Source organism: Pedobacter sp. UC225_65, from assembly GCF_042698365.1.
GTDB lineage: Bacteria > Bacteroidota > Bacteroidia > Sphingobacteriales > Sphingobacteriaceae > Pedobacter.
The window spans coordinates 1854721-1874455 of sequence record NZ_CP170550.1 but is presented as its reverse complement, the minus strand read 5'-3'; the positions used below and the strand labels follow the sequence as shown (position 1 = coordinate 1874455).

21 protein-coding genes and 3 pseudogenes are annotated in these 19735 nt (G+C 38.5%); 15 read left to right on the top strand and 9 right to left on the bottom strand.

Going from position 1 to position 19735, the window contains the following annotated elements; all coding sequences use genetic code 11:
- Positions 1-39 precede the first annotated feature (39 nt).
- The 9 genes and pseudogenes from msrA to ACFJIZ_RS09845 all read left to right on the top strand — a co-directional run bounded on the left by msrA (position 40) and on the right by ACFJIZ_RS09845 (position 7073).
- Positions 40-677: pseudogene (gene msrA / locus ACFJIZ_RS09885) on the top strand (peptide-methionine (S)-S-oxide reductase MsrA).
- A gap of 175 nt (positions 678-852) precedes the next feature.
- A complete protein-coding gene (locus ACFJIZ_RS09880; protein WP_379092996.1) occupies positions 853-1269 on the top strand; it encodes a cytochrome c maturation protein CcmE in 417 nt (138 codons plus the stop codon).
- A pseudogene (locus tag ACFJIZ_RS09875) lies at positions 1269-3744 on the top strand (heme lyase CcmF/NrfE family subunit). Before ACFJIZ_RS09880 ends, ACFJIZ_RS09875 begins: the two are co-directional and overlap by 1 nt.
- Positions 3744-4505, top strand: a complete 762-nt coding sequence (locus ACFJIZ_RS09870) for a Rossmann-like and DUF2520 domain-containing protein (protein ID WP_379092993.1) — start codon at positions 3744-3746, stop codon at positions 4503-4505. Before ACFJIZ_RS09875 ends, ACFJIZ_RS09870 begins: the two are co-directional and overlap by 1 nt.
- 42 nt (positions 4506-4547) lie before the next feature.
- Positions 4548-4880 carry a 2Fe-2S iron-sulfur cluster-binding protein gene (locus tag ACFJIZ_RS09865; protein ID WP_055130133.1) on the top strand — a complete coding sequence of 111 codons (333 nt, stop codon included), beginning with the start codon at positions 4548-4550 and terminating at the stop codon, positions 4878-4880.
- A gap of 89 nt (positions 4881-4969) precedes the next feature.
- A pseudogene (iscX, locus tag ACFJIZ_RS09860) lies at positions 4970-5214 on the top strand (Fe-S cluster assembly protein IscX).
- A gap of 98 nt (positions 5215-5312) precedes the next feature.
- Entirely contained in the window at positions 5313-5840 is a 528-nt protein-coding gene (locus ACFJIZ_RS09855) for a KdsC family phosphatase (protein WP_379092990.1), read from the top strand.
- 166 nt (positions 5841-6006) lie between these two features.
- Entirely contained in the window at positions 6007-6408 is a 402-nt protein-coding gene (locus ACFJIZ_RS09850) for a hypothetical protein (RefSeq protein ID WP_379092987.1), read from the top strand.
- 95 nt (positions 6409-6503) lie between these two features.
- On the top strand, positions 6504-7073 hold the full coding sequence (locus ACFJIZ_RS09845; protein ID WP_379092984.1) for a Maf family protein: 570 nt from the start codon (positions 6504-6506) through the stop codon (positions 7071-7073).
- 2 nt (positions 7074-7075) lie between these two features.
- Here ACFJIZ_RS09845 and ACFJIZ_RS09840 read toward each other — a convergent pair whose 3' ends face one another.
- The 9 genes from ACFJIZ_RS09840 to ACFJIZ_RS09800 all read right to left on the bottom strand — a co-directional run bounded on the left by ACFJIZ_RS09840 (position 7076) and on the right by ACFJIZ_RS09800 (position 15005).
- Positions 7076-7495 (bottom strand): hypothetical protein, encoded by a 420-nt coding sequence (locus tag ACFJIZ_RS09840; RefSeq protein ID WP_379092981.1) that lies wholly within the window; start codon positions 7493-7495, stop codon positions 7076-7078.
- A 19-nt stretch (positions 7496-7514) separates the two neighbouring features.
- Positions 7515-7982 carry a hypothetical protein gene (locus ACFJIZ_RS09835; protein WP_379092978.1) on the bottom strand — a complete coding sequence of 156 codons (468 nt, stop codon included), beginning with the start codon at positions 7980-7982 and terminating at the stop codon, positions 7515-7517.
- Entirely contained in the window at positions 7979-8584 is a 606-nt protein-coding gene (locus ACFJIZ_RS09830) for an SDR family NAD(P)-dependent oxidoreductase (RefSeq protein ID WP_379092975.1), read from the bottom strand. Before ACFJIZ_RS09830 ends, ACFJIZ_RS09835 begins: the two co-directional genes overlap by 4 nt.
- Positions 8572-8694 carry a hypothetical protein gene (locus tag ACFJIZ_RS09825; protein WP_379092972.1) on the bottom strand — a complete coding sequence of 41 codons (123 nt, stop codon included), beginning with the start codon at positions 8692-8694 and terminating at the stop codon, positions 8572-8574. The genes ACFJIZ_RS09830 and ACFJIZ_RS09825 overlap by 13 nt, the downstream gene beginning before the upstream one ends.
- A gap of 64 nt (positions 8695-8758) precedes the next feature.
- Positions 8759-8941 (bottom strand): hypothetical protein, encoded by a 183-nt coding sequence (locus ACFJIZ_RS09820; protein WP_379092969.1) that lies wholly within the window; start codon positions 8939-8941, stop codon positions 8759-8761.
- 2 nt (positions 8942-8943) lie between these two features.
- On the bottom strand, positions 8944-10095 hold the full coding sequence (locus tag ACFJIZ_RS09815; protein WP_379092966.1) for an ABC transporter permease: 1152 nt from the start codon (positions 10093-10095) through the stop codon (positions 8944-8946).
- Positions 10088-10999 carry an ABC transporter ATP-binding protein gene (locus tag ACFJIZ_RS09810; RefSeq protein WP_379092963.1) on the bottom strand — a complete coding sequence of 304 codons (912 nt, stop codon included), beginning with the start codon at positions 10997-10999 and terminating at the stop codon, positions 10088-10090. Before ACFJIZ_RS09810 ends, ACFJIZ_RS09815 begins: the two co-directional genes overlap by 8 nt.
- A 654-nt stretch (positions 11000-11653) precedes the next feature.
- Entirely contained in the window at positions 11654-14071 is a 2418-nt protein-coding gene (locus ACFJIZ_RS09805) for a TonB-dependent receptor domain-containing protein (RefSeq protein WP_379092960.1), read from the bottom strand.
- Between the two features lie 64 nt (positions 14072-14135).
- Positions 14136-15005, bottom strand: a complete 870-nt coding sequence (locus ACFJIZ_RS09800) for a DUF5694 domain-containing protein (protein ID WP_379092957.1) — start codon at positions 15003-15005, stop codon at positions 14136-14138.
- A gap of 411 nt (positions 15006-15416) precedes the next feature.
- On the opposite strand from ACFJIZ_RS09800, the gene ACFJIZ_RS09795 reads away from it, so the two are divergent.
- From ACFJIZ_RS09795 to ACFJIZ_RS09770, 6 genes are all read left to right on the top strand, one after another.
- On the top strand, positions 15417-16160 hold the full coding sequence (locus ACFJIZ_RS09795) for a sensor histidine kinase (protein ID WP_379092954.1): 744 nt from the start codon (positions 15417-15419) through the stop codon (positions 16158-16160).
- 75 nt (positions 16161-16235) lie between these two features.
- Complete coding sequence (locus ACFJIZ_RS09790; RefSeq protein ID WP_379092951.1) at positions 16236-17174, top strand: DUF5694 domain-containing protein; 939 nt, start codon at positions 16236-16238, stop codon at positions 17172-17174.
- A gap of 21 nt (positions 17175-17195) precedes the next feature.
- A complete protein-coding gene (locus ACFJIZ_RS09785; protein ID WP_379092948.1) occupies positions 17196-17621 on the top strand; it encodes a hypothetical protein in 426 nt (141 codons plus the stop codon).
- Positions 17572-18378, top strand: coding sequence for a serine hydrolase domain-containing protein (locus ACFJIZ_RS09780; protein ID WP_379092945.1), 807 nt, complete (start codon positions 17572-17574; stop codon positions 18376-18378). The genes ACFJIZ_RS09785 and ACFJIZ_RS09780 overlap by 50 nt, the downstream gene beginning before the upstream one ends.
- 15 nt (positions 18379-18393) lie before the next feature.
- Positions 18394-19119, top strand: a complete 726-nt coding sequence (locus ACFJIZ_RS09775; RefSeq protein WP_379092942.1) for a LytR/AlgR family response regulator transcription factor — start codon at positions 18394-18396, stop codon at positions 19117-19119.
- Positions 19120-19194: 75 nt separating this feature from the next.
- Positions 19195-19701 (top strand): hypothetical protein, encoded by a 507-nt coding sequence (locus ACFJIZ_RS09770; protein WP_379092939.1) that lies wholly within the window; start codon positions 19195-19197, stop codon positions 19699-19701.
- Positions 19702-19735: the final 34 nt, after the last annotated feature.

Below are 19735 nucleotides of genomic sequence, written 5' to 3'. Positions count from 1 at the left end.
TTGGCTTTTCAACGTATATTGTATCAAACGATCAATGTTATGAATAGACTATTTTTAATCATCACCTTATTTTTGTTGGCTTCTTGTGGAAGCGGTGATGCCCAAACCAAAGCAGTTTTGCCAAAAGCTAAAGTAGGAGAACAGACCGCAACCTTTGCTGCAGGATGTTTTTGGTCGGTTCAAGAAGGTTTTAGTGAATTAAAAGGAGTAATCAAGGCCACAAGTGGTTATGCAGGTGGTACCACCAAAAACCCAACATACGAGCAAGTAGGTTCAGAACGAACTGGTCATGCAGAAGCAGTGCAGGTGATCTATCATCCAATGTGATCAGCTTTGCGCAACTGTTGGAAGCCTTTTTCTACATGCACGATCCTACAGAGCTCAACAGACAGGGGCCGGATATTGGTACCAGTTACCGTTCGATAGCTTTTTACCGCAATGCGGAAGAGAAAAAACAGATCGAAGCGGCAATATTGAAGTTTAACAGGAACAAGATCTATGGCGGAGCTATCGTTACCGAAATAAAGGCATTTGATGCTTTTTATCCCGCTGAAGCTTATCATCAGAATTATTATCGCTTACACCCCAACGAGAGTTATGTGGCCAATGTATGTGGCGCAAAAGTGCTAAAACTTAGGAAAGCGGTGCCCCAATTACTTCAAGATAAGTATAAGTAAGCACAGCCATTATTTTCCACATACTCAAATACTTATATAGACTGAATAAAAACTATCTCATTTTATTCAGAGAACTATCAATTAATTGTCACGATACACATAACTAGCTGCCTAAAATACCTTAGGTAGCATTGTTTTTTTATCTTTGTTGTCAAGATTTTTAATTTTAAGGTAAATGAGAAAGAGTGCAATCATTGGTTTAATTACAATTGCCATCTGTATTGGTTTTTTGGTGAGCTTAAATGCAGATACCGATACTTATTCTAACTTTACACAGGCTGCAACTTCTAACAAAGAAGAGCATGTAATGGGCCATTGGGAAAAAAGCAAAGGCATGCATTACGATGCTGTTAAAGATCCAAACCACTTTGCCTTCTTTATGAAAGATGAAAAAGGTGAGGTGAAAAAAGTAGTACTTAATGGTACTAAGCCACAAGATTTTGAACGTTCAGAAAAATTGGTGTTGATTGGTAAAATGGAGAATGATACCTTTTATGCATCAAAAATATTAATGAAATGCCCTTCTAAATACAAAGACAACCTGGTAGAAATACAACAGGATGGCCAAGTAAAACAATACAAAAAATCTTAATGGATCATATTCAGTTTATTGGAGAGAATCTTCTTCCAGGTAAAATAGGACAGTTCTTTATTGTCCTAGCATTCGTAGCGTCTTTATTATCTACAGTCGCTTATTTTTTTGCTGTTAAAAACAAGAACGAACAAGACAGATCTTGGGTAAATATTGGCCGTTATGCCTTTTTTATAAACGTATTGAGCATTATCGGGATTGGGGTAACTTTGTTTTACCTGATCTTGAACCATTATAACGAGTATTATTATGTTTGGGCGCATTCGTCAAAACAATTACCTGTTTACTATATCATTTCTGCTTTTTGGGAAGGACAGGAGGGAAGTTTCTGGTTGTGGGCTTTTTGGCAATCTGTTTTAGGTGCTATTTTGATCTGGAGAGCAAAAAGCTGGGAAAACGGGGTAATGACGGTTATCGCATTTTCGCAGATGTTCTTGGCTTCCATGTTATTGGGCGTACAGGTCTTTGGAGAGCGCATTGGTAGTTCGCCTTTTATCTTGTTAAGAGAGGTAAAAGACCTAAAGGCAATGGCTCCGGTTGTTTTCAACGATCCAGAAAACTTTAAAAACTATCTTAAATTTATTACAGATGGCAATGGACTAAATCCTTTGTTGCAAAACTATTGGATGGTGATTCACCCACCAACCTTGTTTTTAGGTTTTGCCAGTATGGTGGTTCCATTTGCTTATGGTATTGCTGCTTTATGGCAAAAACGTTATAAAGAGTGGGTTAAACCCGTATTGCCTTGGGCTTTGTTTGCGGTAATCGATCTTAGGTACAGGTATCATCATGGGGTCGTTCTGGGCTTATGAGGCGCTTAACTTTGGTGGTTTCTGGGCATGGGATCCAGTAGAAAATGCATCTATCATTCCTTGGTTAACATTAATTGGCGGAGTACACGTCATGATCGCCTATAAAAATACAGGCCATGCTTATTTTACGGCCATCGCCCTTATCTTAGTTAGTTTCTTATTGGTACTCTACGCTTCTTTTTTAACCAGAAGTGGCATCCTTGGCGAAACTTCGGTACACTCGTTTACCGATCTGGGCATGTTTGGTCACTTGATCTTGTATAATGTAGTATTCTTGGCCATCGCTGTTTATTTCATTGTAGTAAGATGGAACGAATTACCGATCACGCATAAAGACGAAGAAACCTATTCTCGCGAATTTTGGATGTTTATCGGTGCTTTGGTAGTTACCGTTTCTTGTATCCACATTATATTTGCTACTTCGGTACCTGTATTTAACAGAGCCTTTGGTACTACTTTCTCGCCACCAATAGATGCGATCAAGTTCTACAACAAATGGCAGGCACCATTTGCGGTGTTAATTGCATTGATCTCTGGTTTCTCACAGTTTCTGAAATATAAAAGGACAGACCCACGTAAATTTTATAGCAGCCTGATTTCTTCTATTGTATTTGCATTGGTCATCACCGGAGGATTTGTGTGGCTAACTGGAGTTTATACCAATTTGATGTATGTGATCCTAACCTTCAGCTGCATATTTGCGGTTTTAAGCAATGCAAGATTGTTAACCAATGCATTTGCTGGTAAAGGAAATAAATTGGCAGGTTCGGCAGTTGCACACATCGGTTTTGCCTTATTGTTATTGGGTGCTTTGGTAGCTGCGGCAACTAGTAATCCGATTTCCGTTAACGAGACCAATTTTATTCCTGTTAAGGATTTTGAAAAGAACCAAAAACCTGGAGAAAACATCATGCTGTATAAAAACGAGCCTAAAAAGATGGGCAAGTATACAGTAACCTATATCAGCGATACCACCATTGCACCAAATACTTATTACAAGCTTAATTTTAAAGTAGTTGATCCGCAAACTGGAAAGGTTAAAGAAGATTTTATTGTTAACCCTAGTATACAGGAAAATGGCAAGATGGGCTTGATCGCATCGCCAGATACCAAACACTATTTAACAACTGACATCTATACACACATTACCAGTGCTGCACAGAAAAAGGAAGAGCACGAAGCGCATGAGGGGCATTCTGAAGACGAAAACTATAAAGAGCCACGAATTTTGAAATTAGCGGTTGGCGATACGATCCATACCAGCAGTGGAGTTTTAACGGTTAAGCCTTTAAATAGCAAACCAGTAGTGAGAGACCTTAAAATTGCACCTGGCGATTTAGCTGTAGGTTTGCCAATGGAAATAGATGTAAGTGGTAAGATCTATAAAACTGAGCCTTTGTTTTTGGTAAAAGGTAACAATACTTTTGATTTTGCCAGAAAAATTGACGAGTTGAGCTTAAGGGTAAGATTTACAAAGATTTTCCCGGATGAGCATAAGTTTGAAGTAATGGTCTACGAAAAACCAGAAGCGGCCAAAGATTGGTTGGTATTCAAATCAATCGAGTTCCCTTATATCAATTTATATTGGGTAGGTACCATTGTAATGGTAGTTGGTTTTGTAATGTCTATTATTAGAAGGAAAAAAGAACTGAAAACACCGTAATGAAGGTTGTAATTATAGGAGCTGGAAATGTGGCTACACATTTGGCCAAAGCGCTGCACGCCAAACATGTGCAGGTTGCCCAGGTCTGGTCCTATCATTATCAAAATGCCTTAACTTTAGCAAACGAAGTAAATGCCAAAGCAATTGAAAGCCTAAAGGAGATTGATCAGCAGGCAGATGTATGTCTGATTGTTGTAAAGGACGATGCGATTGCCGAAATTGCCCAACAACTGAAAGGCTTTAAAGGCTTAATTGCGCATACTTCTGGTGCGGTAAATATGGAGGTGTTGAGTGGGGTTGCTGAACATTATGGAGTTTTTTATCCTTTGCAGACCTTTTCTAAACATAAAATATTAAACTTTGCCGATGTTCCGCTGTGCTTAGAAGCAAATGATACATCGGCTTTACATACTTTAAAAGAATTAGCTGGAAAGTTAAGCAGCAATAGTACCGAAGTAAATAGCGAAAAACGTAAAATCCTACATCTGGCAGCTGTTTTTGCCTGTAATTTTACCAATCACCTCTATGCCTTGTCTGCAGAACTTTTAAAGGCAAACGACTTGGATTTTGCTATTTTAAGACCATTGATCAGCGAAACTGCGGCTAAAGTTGAACATGCATTACCTTTGGATGTGCAAACAGGTCCTGCCATTAGAAATGATGAACAGACCCTAAAAAAACACGAGGAGTTGCTATTGCAACAGCCACAATTATTGGAAATATATAAAACATTAAGTAATAGCATTAAAAAAACGAGATAATTATCGGATTGCGGTTTTAGCTACTTACTTTTGCATTTGATTATGAGTATTTTTAAACTAAAAATAAATTTTGAAGAAGAAGGCAAAGCGCCTGTTGAGTTACCTATTGCTGCCGGAGAAGATGTTTTAGATGTTTGTTTGGACAATGGGATAGAACTACAACACAATTGTGGTGGGGTTTGCGGATGTAGTACCTGTCATATCTATGTGAACAAGGGAATGGACAATATCCAAGAGATATCTGATAAGGAAGAAGATTTTATAGATAGAGCGGTTAGACCTAAGATTACATCGCGTTTAGCTTGCCAATGCATCATTATAGATGGTGACATTGAAGTAACTATACCAGACCAATCTGAATTTTTAGGGCACTAGGCAGTTAGAAGTAAAAAGTCAGATGTCGGAAAACCAAGGCCTGGCGATACTTAGTACTTGATAATAGAAACAATTAGAAAAAACAACAGATGAACAACGATAAATTTGCATTACCAATCTACTGGAACGACCATGAGGATATTGCGCAAGAGCTTTACGAGAAGTTTGGGGATGAATTTAATGAAGCAAAGTCTACCGTATCAGATTTACAGAACTGTTAGATTGGGTACTCTCGTTGCCAAACTTTAAAGGTACACGTGAAGAAAGCAATGAAGGCCATTTAGAACAGATCCAGTCTGCTTGGGTTTACGAATGGAGAGATAATCAGGATTAAGTGTAAAGTTAAAAGTGTAAAGTATAATATGAAACTCCTTAACTTTAAACCTTGAACTTAAAACGTATAACTTACAACTCTGAATCTAAAACTCAAGAATGTTCCTAGAAAACCTTAAAAATATTACCACTTTTATATTTGATGTGGATGGCGTTTTGACCAATGGAACTGTTATTGCTTCAGAATCTGGTGAGTTGCTGCGTACTTTTAACATTAAGGATGGTTATGCTTTACAGCTTGCAGCCAAAAAAGGATACAAGATATGCATCATTTCTGGAGGTAAGGGCATGGCCATGAACAAACGTTTTGATGGTTTAGGCGTGGCAGATGTATTTTTAGGTGTAGCTAACAAAGTTGAGATATTTGAAAACTATCTGGTCCAAAACAACATTAGGCCAGAACAGGTATTGTACATGGGCGATGACATGCCCGATTACCATGTAATGCAATTGGTAGGCATTGCCACTTGCCCAATTGATGCCATTGACGAGATCAAACAGATCTCTCATTATATCTCGCCCAAAAAAGGGGGAGAAACCGCTGTGAGAGATGTAATTGAAAAGGTATTGAAAGTTCAATTGAACTGGTTCGATCCTAATCCTTCTGCTGCCGATTCGAGCAAATAAAATTTTATCTTCCTGTTTTTTAGGTGTTTAAATTTGCAACAATTAAGTTACTGCAAATCATTAAACCTTAGTAGTTATTTATACTCTAATAACGACAAAAACAAAACCATTGGAGCTCAAATAAAAACCAAAACGCTTCAAAAACACTTAAAAAAACAAAAACAACATGAAAAAATTAATGATTATCTGCGGATTATTATTCAGTGTAGTAACTTTCGCTAATGCACAACAAGGCGGTCAACGTCGTCCTCAAGCTACTCCAGAAGAAAGAGTAAAACAATTAGACGAAAAAATCAAATTAACTGACGAGCAGAAAACAAAAGCAACTGCAGTTTATGCTGAGGCTGCTGAAGCTCAGAAAAAAATGCGTGAAGAAATGCAAGGTGGTGGCGGTGATATGGCTGCAATGAGAGAGAAAATGACTAAAATGACAGCTGATACTGATGCTAAAATCACTGCACTTTTAAACGATGATCAGAAAAAAGCTTACAAAGCTTGGCAAGATGAATTAAAAGCTGCTAGAGAAAAAGCAATGAAAGAAAGACAAGGTGGTGGCGGTGGTAAATAATTAACCTCCCATTTTGATAACAACAAAAGCGACTGATGGTCGCTTTTGTTGTTATATTACCTTTTGCTTTGTTATTTTAGCGAAAATTTTAAGAGATGTACCAACAACAGCAACCCATTATCCTGGCTTCAAAATCGCCCCGCAGACAAGAATTGATGAAATTATTGGGTTTGGATTTTACCGTTGAATTGAAAGAGGTAGACGAAACCTATCCTGAAGGTTTAAGCCCTGCAGAAATTGCTATTTATATATCAGAACTTAAGGCCAATGCTTTTGGTAATGCCGAAAATAAGATTGTAGTTACGGCAGATACCATTGTAGCCATAGCCGGAGAAATATTAGGCAAACCAAGAGATAGGGCACAGGCGCAAGAGATGTTGGCTAAACTATCGGGTACTAAACATGAAGTATATACAGGTGTTACGCTGATCAAGGATAAAAAATTGGTTTCATTTTACGATCTTACTGAAGTACATTGCAGAACTGTAACCCAAGAAGAAATCGATTTTTATATCGACACTTACCAACCCTACGATAAGGCTGGAGCTTATGGTGTGCAAGATTGGTGGGGCTTAGTTGTTGTAAAAAGCATTAAAGGTTCTTATACCAATGTAATGGGTTTACCTACCGAAAGATTATATCAAGCTTTGGCAGAGTTAGTCTAAGCTTATGCTTTTAGACTTTGCAATACACCCATTTTCAAGTCGTAGGTAGAGAGTTTGAGGTGTTTGATACTTAGTTCGTCAATGATATAATTGGTCAGCATACAGGCCATTACGATCATGTCTACACGTAGTGGGATCAATCCTTCCATTTGCTCCCTTTCTTGGTGTGTGGCTGAAACCAACTGCCCAGCCAATTCACGATAAGCTGTTAATGAAATATCAGCTGTGCTTATTTCTTTAATGTTTAGCTCAGGTGCGATCATCCCTGCAAAGGTTTCGAAAGCTCCGGCAGAACCGATCAATGTTTTGGGCTGATATTCTTTGCAGATGATCAGCAATGCTTTCAGTTCTTCCGTTAAATGATGGGTGATGGCATCTTGATCTGATTTATTGATAGGGTCTGATTTAAAAAAGGCCTGCATCAGCCTTGCTGCCCCAATGTTATAGCTCTTTTTCCAGAATTAGTTGTTGCTCATCACAGAGGATAAATTCGGTACTTCCGCCTCCAATATCCATGATCAACGACTTACCGGTAATGGCACCACTCCATTTTACACCTTCGTAGATGTATTGTGCTTCCTCATCGCCATCTATAATGTTTATGGTTATCCCTGCTTCTTTTTGGGCTGTCTCAACAAAATCTAAACCGTTTTTGGCACTGCGTACACCAGAGGTTGCTGTTGCCTTAACCAAGTCTACTTCGTGTTTGTCTATTTCGGCTTTAAACTCTTGCAGGCAAACAATCCCCCTGCTAAAAGCCGAAGGGATGATGAGGTTGTTTTTGGTAATGTCTTCGCCCAGTTTAACAGGTTGGTTGGTTTTGTAGACGACTTGCATTTCATCACCATTCTGCACGGCGATAAGAAGATGAAAGGTATTGGTCCCGAGGTCGATAACGGCTATCTTCATGATCTTTCGTATAAAAATCTAGGCATGAGGTTTAAAATCCAAGCAATGATCTGCCATCGTTTGGTGATATAACTAACGTTTTTGTTGGCTTTAATTGCATTGAAGATCTGTAAAGCTGCCTTTTGTGGCGAAGCTACCCAAAACTGTTGGTCGCCTTTGGCCATTGGGGTATCTACAAAGCCAGGTCTTAAGTCTGTAATGGTAATGGGTAGTTTTTGTTTTCGTGCTTTTTGTCTTAACCCTTCTAGGTAGTTGAGCTGATAAGCTTTGCTGGCATTGTAGGCCGGAGCAATGGCGCCTCCTCTTAAACCTGCAATAGAGGTGATTACAGCGATCTGCCCAGCTTTTTGTTGTTCGAAATGTTTATAGGCCCAAACTACTATTTGATTAAATGCCTTTACATTCACTTCAATTGTAGGTAGCTCTAAAGCAATGTTGAGCTGTTCATTGAGTTCGCCGATACCAGCGCAATAGATCAAGAGGTCAATTCCACCCAGTTGATCAACCAATTGCATAAGGTGTGTTTCGTTATGCTCAAAATCAGTTACATCAAATGTGGCAGTATAGATGTTTGTTGGATTTTCATGCTTTAATTCGGCCAAAGATCTGCTCTTCTACCCGTAACACCAACTTGATAGTGATGATCGGCCAACAACAAAGCTAAAGCTCTGCCAATACCAGAAGTGCCGCCAACAACAATTGCTTTTTGCATGTGTATAGTAACTACCCAAATACAAGGATATTTTGAAGTGCCTTGTATTTGGGTGAGTTGAAATTTAGTTCTTATAAGTAAACCACCTGAACATCTCTTTGAAAGTGGTTTTTTTGCCATACATTAAAATACCTACGCGGTAGATTCTGCTGGCTATCCAAACGGTTCCGACAAAGCCTAGTACCAAAATGATCATAGACAAGGCTAGTTCCCAGCCCGGAACACCATAAGGCAAACGTACCACCATGGCTATAGGAGAGGTAAAAGGATCATCGATAACCAAAAGGCTACATTGCCATAAGGATCATTGGTAACCACACTTAACGATAGGGCATAGCCCAATAAAAGCGGCATCATCACGGGCATCATAAATTGTTGAGTTTCCGTTTCACTGTCTACAGCAGAACCGATAGCGGCATATAAGGCACTATAGAATAGATATCCACCTAAGAAAAAGAAGATAAATACGGTTACAATCTTGCCAAAATCCAATCCTGCCAAGCTTTTTTGTATATCAGCCATTGGCCCTTGTGCCGGTGTGGCGACTTGTGTACCTGTTGATAGTTGGCTATTGGCCTGTGCCGAAGCTGCAATTTTCTTTACATCACCACCTTTGCTTGTAAAAACAGTTACGGCAACGGTGCTAATGGTAAAGGTTAGTACGATCCATAAGATAAATTGGGTTAGACCAACCAAAGCAATACCAATGATCTTGCCCATCATCAACTGAAAAGGCTTAACCGACGAAATCATGACCTCAATGATTCTACTTGTTTTTTCTTCAATTACTCCACGCATTACTTGGATACCATATAACATGATGAACATGAACATCAATATACCTGCAATAAAAGCGATTATGGTACTGGCACCTGCACTGCTCGATTCTTCTTTGCCAGTTTCTGTCGCAATCTTTTTGGTCTCAATATCTACTGAGGTCTTCAATTGGTCAAGATCGCTTTGGGCAATGCCAGATTCTTTTAGTTTTTGGTTGCGGATCAACTCTTCAATGTCATCTGAAATGCGATTGTTTAAAGATAGACCTGCTTGTTTAACGCCAAATAGTTCAATACCTTTTGGTTCTTTTAAGGTAAACTCGGGTAGATACAGTACATAGTCGTAATCAGAACTTTTGATGCTACTTTTCATCTCGTTCAACGACTGTTTTACATAAACGTATTCGGTGTTTTTATTCGAAGCCAGTTTCTCTGTTAAGGTGGTATTGGTGCTTACTACAGCAATCTTATCGTGCGTATCGCTAATGCCTTTGTAAGTGAAATAACCAATCAGGCCATAAATTCCGGCAATGAGGAGCGGAGTTAAAAACGTCATGATAATGAACGATTTTTTCTTTACCCTCGATAAATATTCTCTGCGTATAATGAGTAAAATCTTATTCATAGTCTTGTCTTTTAACTTTATCAATAAAAATATCGTTCATGGTTGGAATCACTTCATCCAAGCGGCTAATGGAAACATGTGGCAACAGGATGGATAAAACCTCATTGACTGTTTTTTCTGGCTGTAGTTGTATTTTGATCAGGGTTTTGCCCTTTACATTTTCAGTTTGTAATACCTCAAAAACGCCTTTGGCACTTGCTACATTATAGTCGCCTTGGTACTCGATCCAATAGGTGTTGTTACGGTAAGTGGCTTTGATTTCGTCAACGCTGCCATCCAATATTTTCTTCGAACGGTCAATCAAAGCAATGTGGTCGCAAAGTTCTTCAACACTTTCCATACGGTGGGTAGAGAAGATAAAGGTTGCGCCTTGTTTGTTCAGTTCTAAAATCTCGTTTTTAATGATGTCGGCATTAACAGGGTCGAAACCAGAAAAAGGTTCGTCAAGGATGATCAACTCTGGTTGGTGCAATACGGTAGCCACAAATTGTACTTTTTGTTGCATCCCTTTACTTAGGTCTTCTACCTTTTTGCTCCACCAATCTTTCATCTCTAGTTTCTCGAACCAGAATTTAATGCGTTTGGTAGCTTCGGCAGTGCTTAAACCTTTAAGTTTAGATAGGTACAACACTTGTTCGCCTATTTCCATTTTTTTGTACAGCCCACGTTCTTCGGGCAGGTAGCCAATCTGAGAAATATGGTCGGCATTTAAACGTTGACCATTAAAAAGTACTTCGCCGCTGTCTGGGGCTGTAATTTGGGTGATAATTCTAATTAAAGATGTCTTGCCAGCACCATTGGGCCCCAAAAGGCCAAATATTTTTCCACTTTGAACTTCCAAGCTTACTTGGTCTAAAGCGCGGTGCGTAGCATATTGCTTTACAATATTTTTTACGCTAAGCATTTTTGATTTGTTTTTTGTTTAGTAAATATAAGATGCTGGAACGATAAATATGTTACTGTTTTTTTGAAACTAAAGGATAATGATGTTTAATTAGCGTTGATCTGATTATTTATAGAATTGTGGTCTCTTAATACATAGGAACATAGAAAACATAGATTTAGTTACTCTATTGAGTAAAAAGCATTGTCATGCTGAGCCCGTCGAAGCATTCTTTCTATTGGTCTTCGACAAGCTCAGACTGACATTTGATTGATTTCAATAGGGTTAGTGAGGATTCGTAAGTCCAACTATGATAGATTGTCATTCCAATTGAATATGATTTCTTAACACATGGAAACGTAGAAAACATAGATTTAGTTACCCCATTAAGCAAAAAGCATTCTTTCTATTGGTCTTCGATACTTCGGTAAACTCAGTATAAACTAAGCTCAGACTGACATTATTAATTTTAATAGGGTTAGTCGGGATTTGTAATCCCGATTTTAATGATTGTGGATTTTAAATCCACAGTACTTTGGTCGAGAAAACATTTCCCAACTAACTATAGATTTTTTACATCGGTCTTCGAAAAGCTCAGACTGACATTTTAATAAGATTGGTCGAGATTATAAATCCCGACCAACGAAGTTTTGATCTAACCAAGTATTTGGTCTATTAATTTCCACCAACTCGACCTTCTTCTTCTCCTGTACCAGTTCTGCGGTTGCGGGCAGTTTTGATTTTCATGTTACCAAACTTGTAGGTAAGGTTTAGAGAGATTTTACGGTTTTCCCATTCGTTTTGCCAATACGTATTGATGTTGTTGTAGTTAAGTCTAGCCCTAAACATTCCAGTTGCAAACACATCATTTAGTTTTAAGGCAATGGTCGCATTCTTTTTCCAGAAAGTTTTTTTAACGCCTACATTAACACCATAACTCTCTAGGTTGTGGTATAAGCCAGAAACAGAAGGCGATTGGTAATAGGCATACACATTAAATACCACATCTTTTGGTAGTGTAATGTTGTTGTCGGTGCTGATGCCCCAGTTCCATTGCGATGCATTGTAACCAGAGCCTTGCAGTGGAGAGCTTGTTTTGTTGTATTGGGTATAAAGTTCTGTATTGTTGTTCCACCACTTTACAACGTCGAAGGGATTACCTGTAGCCATATAGAAACTGGTTTCTCTGTTCAGGTTTTCTGGACGACTGATGCTTTCTTTAGTCTCGTTGTTTTGGTAGATGACTTCAGATTCTGAGCCATTGGTAACGGCATAGCTAACGGTCAATATCCTATAATTGTTATAGTTATAATTGAACTCATAATTGTCTGCATAAGAAGCTTGTAACAATGGATTTCCTTGTAAAGCAGTGTAGGGGTCTGAATAGAACGCAAAAGGATTTAGGCTTCTATACGATGGACGATTGATGCTTTTACGGTAAGAAGCCGTAAGTTGGTTGTTTTCACTTGCCTTAAACGATGCAGCAACAGTAGGGAACAGTTTCCAATACTTACGTTCGATGTTGGTACTGGTACCAGAAGAGAAACCATCGCCCAAAGTCTGTTCTACCCTAAAACCAACTTTAAGCTCTAGTTTTTTGAAGGACTGTTCTAGTGAAACATAACCTGCATTGATGTTTTCGTTATATAAAAAACGGTTGGTACGTTTAGGATCGTTCATCCAACCTGCGGTTTTTAGCGAATCGAAGCGTACATCGCTACTGGCACTTACCCAACTGCTTTTCCAGCCTGCTTCCAGTTTCATTTTTTTGGTAATCGGATGGATGTAATCCAGCTTTAGGGCATAGATGGAGATATCGCCAGAGCCAAGGTTACGTAAATAGACTGGAGGGCCTTTCAATTGGTCGTTGGCATCAAAATAGGTATTGGTAAAATCTTCATTTTTATCATTTTGATAAAACACATAATCGGCGTCAAAACCCAATTCTTTACCTAAGGTGTCTATTTTAAAACGATAGTTTAAATTAAGTGCATGATTGCCAGATTTATTGCTTTGTGGATTATGCATGGCTACAGAACCAGCTTTTACGCCCTGTGCATTGTAATTGGGAGAGTTGCTGGTTACATCTGTTTCGTCTGGCGAATTGAAACCTTTAAACATTACACCAATGGTGTGTTTATCATTCATGAAATAATCTGCACCTGCAGAGTAGTTGAGGCTACGGGTAATAGGGTGCCAAAAATTAACCTGATTGAACTGTTCGTCGCCAATTTGTCTGTTAAGGGTTAAACGGTTAAAGGAATTGTATCTTCCGGCATTGAAACGTACGTAACTGCTGATCTTGCCAATGTTGTAGTTCAGGTTGGTACCACCATATACTTTCTCGTATCGGCCATAACCTCCGCCCAGATTCGCATTGCCGTTAATGCCCTGCATCCTGTTTCTTTTCAGTTTGATGTTGATGAAGCCACCTGTGCCTGCGGCATCAAAAGAAGAGGGTGGGTTTGAGATCAATTCGATTTTGCTCAATACAGAGCCTGGCAACGATTTGAGGTAGGTAGTCAACTCACCACCACTCATGTAGCTCATTTTACCATCAATCATTACAGTAATCCCTTTTTTGCCTTTTAAGATCAGGTTATCGTCTTTATCCAGTTTAATGCCTGGTGCGCGACTTAAAACCTCTAGTGCATTATCACCTGTGGTATTCATCTGCTCTACATTGACAATGGTACGGTCTGCCTTTTGGTCAATTACAGGCATTTTCGATACTACGGCTATTTCTTTTAGGCTTTGTGTTTTGCCTTGTAAACTAATGGTTGGTACTTTATGGTCGCTATCTTTTACTTCGAATAGGGCCGATGCTTGTTTTTCATAGCCCATCATAATGGCTTTGATAAGGTATTGGCCAGGTTTTACATTCTTAAATTCATAAAACCCCTGTTGGTTGGTTACCTGATTGCCCACAGCATTCGAGTCTGGTAAATGGATCAGGGCTACCGAAGCATATTCTAGGGCCTGTTTTTTACTTTGGTCTACTATAGTGCCATTAACCTTAAAGGTTTGGGCCTGTGTAAGTTTGAAACAAAGCAATAAGAATAAGATTAAAGACGGTTTTAAAAGTATCTTCATGATAATAGGTTTTTTTGTGGTTAGGGGAAATGACGGTTCTTTGGCGCAAAAAGTTGCATAATGGTTATTTAATTTTCATAATGTCTTTGAGCTCGACGACTTCATATAGGCCCTCATCTTCAATAAATTTTTTGATAATGGCCACATGACCAGAACCCAGCAGGATTACTGCTCTTTGATCTGAGGATTGGATTTGTTTTTGGACAATACTGTACATGTACAGGTTTCTTTTATACCATTCGGCCACAGAAAATGCGCCACCAAAATTGTCTGTTTGACCAGCCCTGTTTAAGGTTTTGATGTAAAAGCCACTATTGATCTTTCTGGCTTTCTCGGTGTTGAGGTCGACGATCAATGCGGTTAATCCCATTGTTTTACGTTTGAGGTTGGCTTCTTTGGCCATGCCAGAGGTATAGGCAGAGATTTCGGCCATTACATCGTCTTGTTTAGCTGCGTGAATGGCATTCATTACTGTATCGAAAGGCATTGGTAGGGGATAATCCATACCATTAACCTGCTTCAACCCAGTTTTCTTGGCAGCCCTAAATGCCAATTGGAAGATTTCGTTTTGAACGTACATGTCATAATTTCCCTTGTTCTTGAAGTTCTTCTCTACATAGCTCTCGTATTGGTTATGGATGTACAATTGATATAGAGAATCAAGGTTTTTCTGATCATAATATTCCCACTCTACAAATATTTTGTTGGGATTGAATTTTTTGATCTGGTTGGTTATTTTTTCCAATTCTTGTTGTGCTGCTATAGTAGTCACATCAAAATCGTCTGTTTTAACGGCATCAGCCCCAGGGTTGTTGAAATGGAAAGTGCCGATCAGTAAGATTTGTTTCTTCTTAGGTGCCTGTGCATTTGAAATGGAGAAGAAACCTAAAGTAAATAAGACTTGGACAAGAATGAGGATGATTAACTTTTTCATGCTGTTTTTGATTTGTTGTCCAAAGGTTCACAATCCATTAATTTGAGGCAATTAAATGATACGAAGCCCCCAGAATATTATCCCAACCTAAATTTTTGATCAAAAAGGGGTTCGTCCTTAAAACTGAGGTGTTGGGATAATTTTTGGCGGGGTTGGCATCAAATACTATGCTGTTGCCAAACCTTTTTATAGTTTTATTGCATGAAAAGAATTCCAATCGTTTTAATTCACGTCCTTTGTTGGCTAATTATACTGAGCTATCAATATGGAGGCTATCTATTAAAAAAACCAAGTTTTTTTTACATCGCACTTGATACCTCTATGTCCTTCATACAATTGGTAGAGTTTTATATCTGTTTTTTATGGGTGTACCCGAATTATCTAAAACGCAATAAGATTCCACAATTAATCATGGGTATTATAGTCGCAATGGCTTCATTTATCCTACTCCGTTACCTGATTGAAGAAGTACTTTATCCCGAGTGGTTAGGTTTCCATAATTATGCAAAGGGTACAAGCTTTACCTATTATATTGCAGATAATATCTACTTTGGTTCTTCTTATATTGCCATTGCCTTAGGTGTATACAGTGTGCAACAGAACTTTAGAGATGAGGTAACCAACCGCAAGCTAAAAGATGAGGCGGTTAAGGCCGAGCTTGCTTTTCTCAAATCGCAGATCAACCCACATTTTTTATACAATACCTTAAACTATGTGTATTCATTGGCCATTCCGGTTTCTGATAAATTGGCCAATGCAGTTTTGCGGCTGTCTGATCTGATGCGGTATACCTTAACAGAAAGCCCAGATGGCAAAGTAAGGTTGGTTAAGGAGGTAGAATACCTCGAAAGTTACATCGCCTTGTTCCAGATGCGTTTTGAACCTAACTTTTATGTAGACTTTAAAACTGAAGGATTGGAGGAAGAACATGAAATTGCTGCACTGGTAATGATCCCCTTTGTAGAAAATGCATTTAAACATGGGGTAATCAACGACCCATCGCAGCCTGTTAAAATCTTACTGTCAGTACGTGATAAACGTTTGGTTTTTGAAGTGAGTAACAAAATCAGTCATGCACAAAAAGACCATTCTAGTGGGGTAGGTCTGGTCAATGTACACCGAAGATTAGATTTGATTCTATCCAGACCAACATGAGCTATTGATCTCTAATAACGGAAACACCTACAAAACTACCTTGATCATCAATCTATCAAAAAGCAAATCAAAGAAATGAAAATCCTAACTTTCTTCTTGTTTTTATGTACCTCGTTGGCATTTGGGCAAGGGCAGAAAAAAGAGGTCTTTATTATCGGTACCATGCATACCTTGCCCAAAATTGTAAAAAACAGTTACAAACCGCTATTAAAGATGGCATTGAAATATCAACCTGAAGCTATTTATGTAGAAAGCCCAATGCCAGAAGACAACATCAGTTGGGAATATCTAAAAAACGGATGGTCTAATGCCTATAAAAAGCTTTATCAACTGTCTGATTCATTAAAAAGGAATTACCATTTTGAAGCACGGACTGTAGAACGTTTGCAGCAAAAAAAGTTTGAAGACCTTAGCCCGGCAGATTTGACAATATTGATCAATTCATTTGCTTATTTAAGGGACAATGCCAATTACGAACTGTACAGTTATCTGAAAAAGTATGGTGTTAAAGGCGCCAAAAAACCATTAAGGAATGAAGATGAAGACCTCAGCTATAAATTGGCACTACAACTTGGGATCGGTAGGCTGTTTAACATGGACGACCAACAGACCAATAAAGAATACCATGCAGCCTGGCAGGCTTGTGTAAAGCTTGGTGCAAAGAATGGCGACAATGAGCTGAACAATAAACTCAACAGAAAAGATTATAAACGTTCTATTGTGCCTGCATTATTGGGCAGGTTAGGAAGACATACCAATAGCAAAGCGGCCTTGGAGCGGATGCATCAATTGAATTCTTTTAGTTATGTGTTGAACCAAAACGAACCTTGTGCTTTGGCCACCAAATATTGGAATGAAAGGAATTACCGGATGGCCAAAAATATTGTAACACAAGTAGCCAAAAATCCCTATGTTAAAAACGTGGTAGTGGTTGGTGCTGGTCATGTGGTGGGTTTAAAAGCAGCCATTATGCAACAAGACCCTAATGTGGTGGTTAAATTAATTGATCCATAAAACCTCAATAAATAAATTGATATGAAAAAATTATGTTTAGGCTTGATTGCAATTGGCATATGGTGCAGTTGCGCGCCTATTAGGGCAATAAGATGGTGGCAACCCGACCTTAGCGATAGTGCAAAATTTGCCAAAAGTAAGATTGAACATGCTGCCACACCATTTCGGTTTGCAGCTGCAACAGGTTTGGTCAAATACCAAAAACTGAGCAAATATTTAGATTCGATGCTGCCAAATACCAATACCAATGCATTTTTGGTGATTAAAAATGACAGTATCATTTACGAGCATTATGCTGAGAAACGCAATGCAAATACCTTACATCCTAGTTTCTCTGTGGCTAAATCGTACATAGGTACGTTGGTAGGTATTGCCATAGATAAAGGTATAATTAATAGTGCAGAGGTATCTGGTGATCAAATACCTGCCAGAATTAGAGAAGAATGATGCACGTTTTGGCAAACTGACGATTCAACATGTGTTGGACATGCGCTCGGGTTTGGATTTTGATGAAGACAAGGAGACACCTTTTGCCGGTATAGCGAAACTGTATTATCGATCATCACTAAAAAATCAGATCGCCAAGTTGAAGATGAAGCGAGAACCTGGATTAGCTTTCGAATACCAGAGCATCAATACGCAATTGTTGGCTGCCATATTGGAACGTGCCAGTGGAGAAAAGGTACCTGTGTTGTTGTCAAAATATTTATGGAACCCTTTGGGTGCAGAATCTGATGCCATCTGGAGTTTGGACGACCAGAAAACGGTAAAAGCATTTTGCTGTTTAAATGCTACGGCTGTCGACTTTGCCAAATTGGGTAGACTTTACCTTAAAAAAGGAAACTGGCAGGGCAAACAATTGGTAAGCACACAATGGGTAAATGCCACTACCAATGCCGATGTGTTGGCTAAATTAGGTTATAAAAACCAATGGTGGGCCAATAGCAATACCAGTTATTTTAAAGATTCGGTAAGTGCCGTACAAACATTGAATAAACTGAAAATGGTAGCACCTATCAAAAAAATGAGCAATGGCACTTATGCTGTTAGATTTAAATCGAATGATTATCGGGCAGAAGGAATTTTAGGACAGATCGTTTATGTAAATCCTGATAATAATGTTATCATTGTTAGAATGGGAGATTATCCGAAAAAGAACTTATACTTTAATGGATTTATTGCCAAAATTGGACGTGAACTTTAACAGAACGAATAAGATATGATCCGTTGTATTGCTGTGGATGATGAGGCTTATGCTTCAGAAATTATTGCTACCTATATTAATAAAACACCTTTTTTAACATTGGTTGGTACCACAACGAGTGCTTTCGAAGCCTTAAATCTGGTACAAGAGGGTAAGGTAGACCTGGTTTTTTTGGATATCCAAATGCCTGAGCTTACGGGAATCCAGTTTTTGAAGATTACCGGAGGTAAATGCAAGGTGATTTTAACTACCGCTTATTCTGAATATGCTTTAGAGGGTTTTGACCTAGATGTGGTTGATTATTTGCTAAAACCAGTTTCTTACGAACGTTTTTACAAAGCAGCCTTAAAAGCACAGCAATTGTTGATGCCAACTGCCATTGAAACTGGTGTAAAGGAAAATATACCTGTTGCCAATGCAAGCAACGATTTCATGTTTATCAAAGGAGATACGAAAAATAAATTTATCAAGATCAACTACAATGAGATTTTATATGTAGAAGGTTTGAAGAACTATGTTTCCATTTATACCACAACAGCACAACGCATCATTACCTACCAAACTTTAAGGGAGTTGGAAGAACAGTTGCCACAACCTCCCTTTTATCGGGTGCATCGCTCATATATTGTATCAACAGAACACATTAGGGTAATTGATGGCAATAACATCACCCTAGCGGATCAATCTATCCCTATTGGGGAAACCTACCGTGAAGACTTTTTTAAGATGATCAAAGAGTAAGCGGGCTTTTTTTTCCGGTCATGTAGCGTATGTAATGCTTTGCTCGTTTAAGCTCATGAACCAAATAAAAATAGTATGAAAAAAGTTCTGATTGCATTTATTGCATTGTTTGTTATCAACCTAGGCTGTAAAAAGATGAGTGATGTGGATCGGCTTTGTGCCTGTTCGCCAATTTCTAATGCTTCTTATTTAAGTTTGGTGATTAAAAATAACAATGGAGAAGATTTATTAAGTGCCACTACTGCTGGTGCTTTTACCAAAGAAAAGATACAGCTTTATCTAAAAGATGCAAATGGAGCAATCAAACAGATTGATTTTGGCATCAGACCGCCTTTTTCTTATGGTACCAACCAGTTGTTTAACTACAACCAGTTAATTTCTTTAGAAATAGGAGTATTGGCAAAAAGTATTAGCGATACTTTTTATCTAAAACTAGGTGATGATAAGTTATACGAACTTAACCTAAAGTTCAACAATTCGAAACTAGAAAAATTGCTGATTGATCAACAAGAAGCGCCACTTGAAATTAATGGCACAACTAACAGCAACTATGTGAATACCATTTATGCCATGAAGACTTAAGCTTGCATTTTGCAGCTAGTTAATTGTAAAAAGA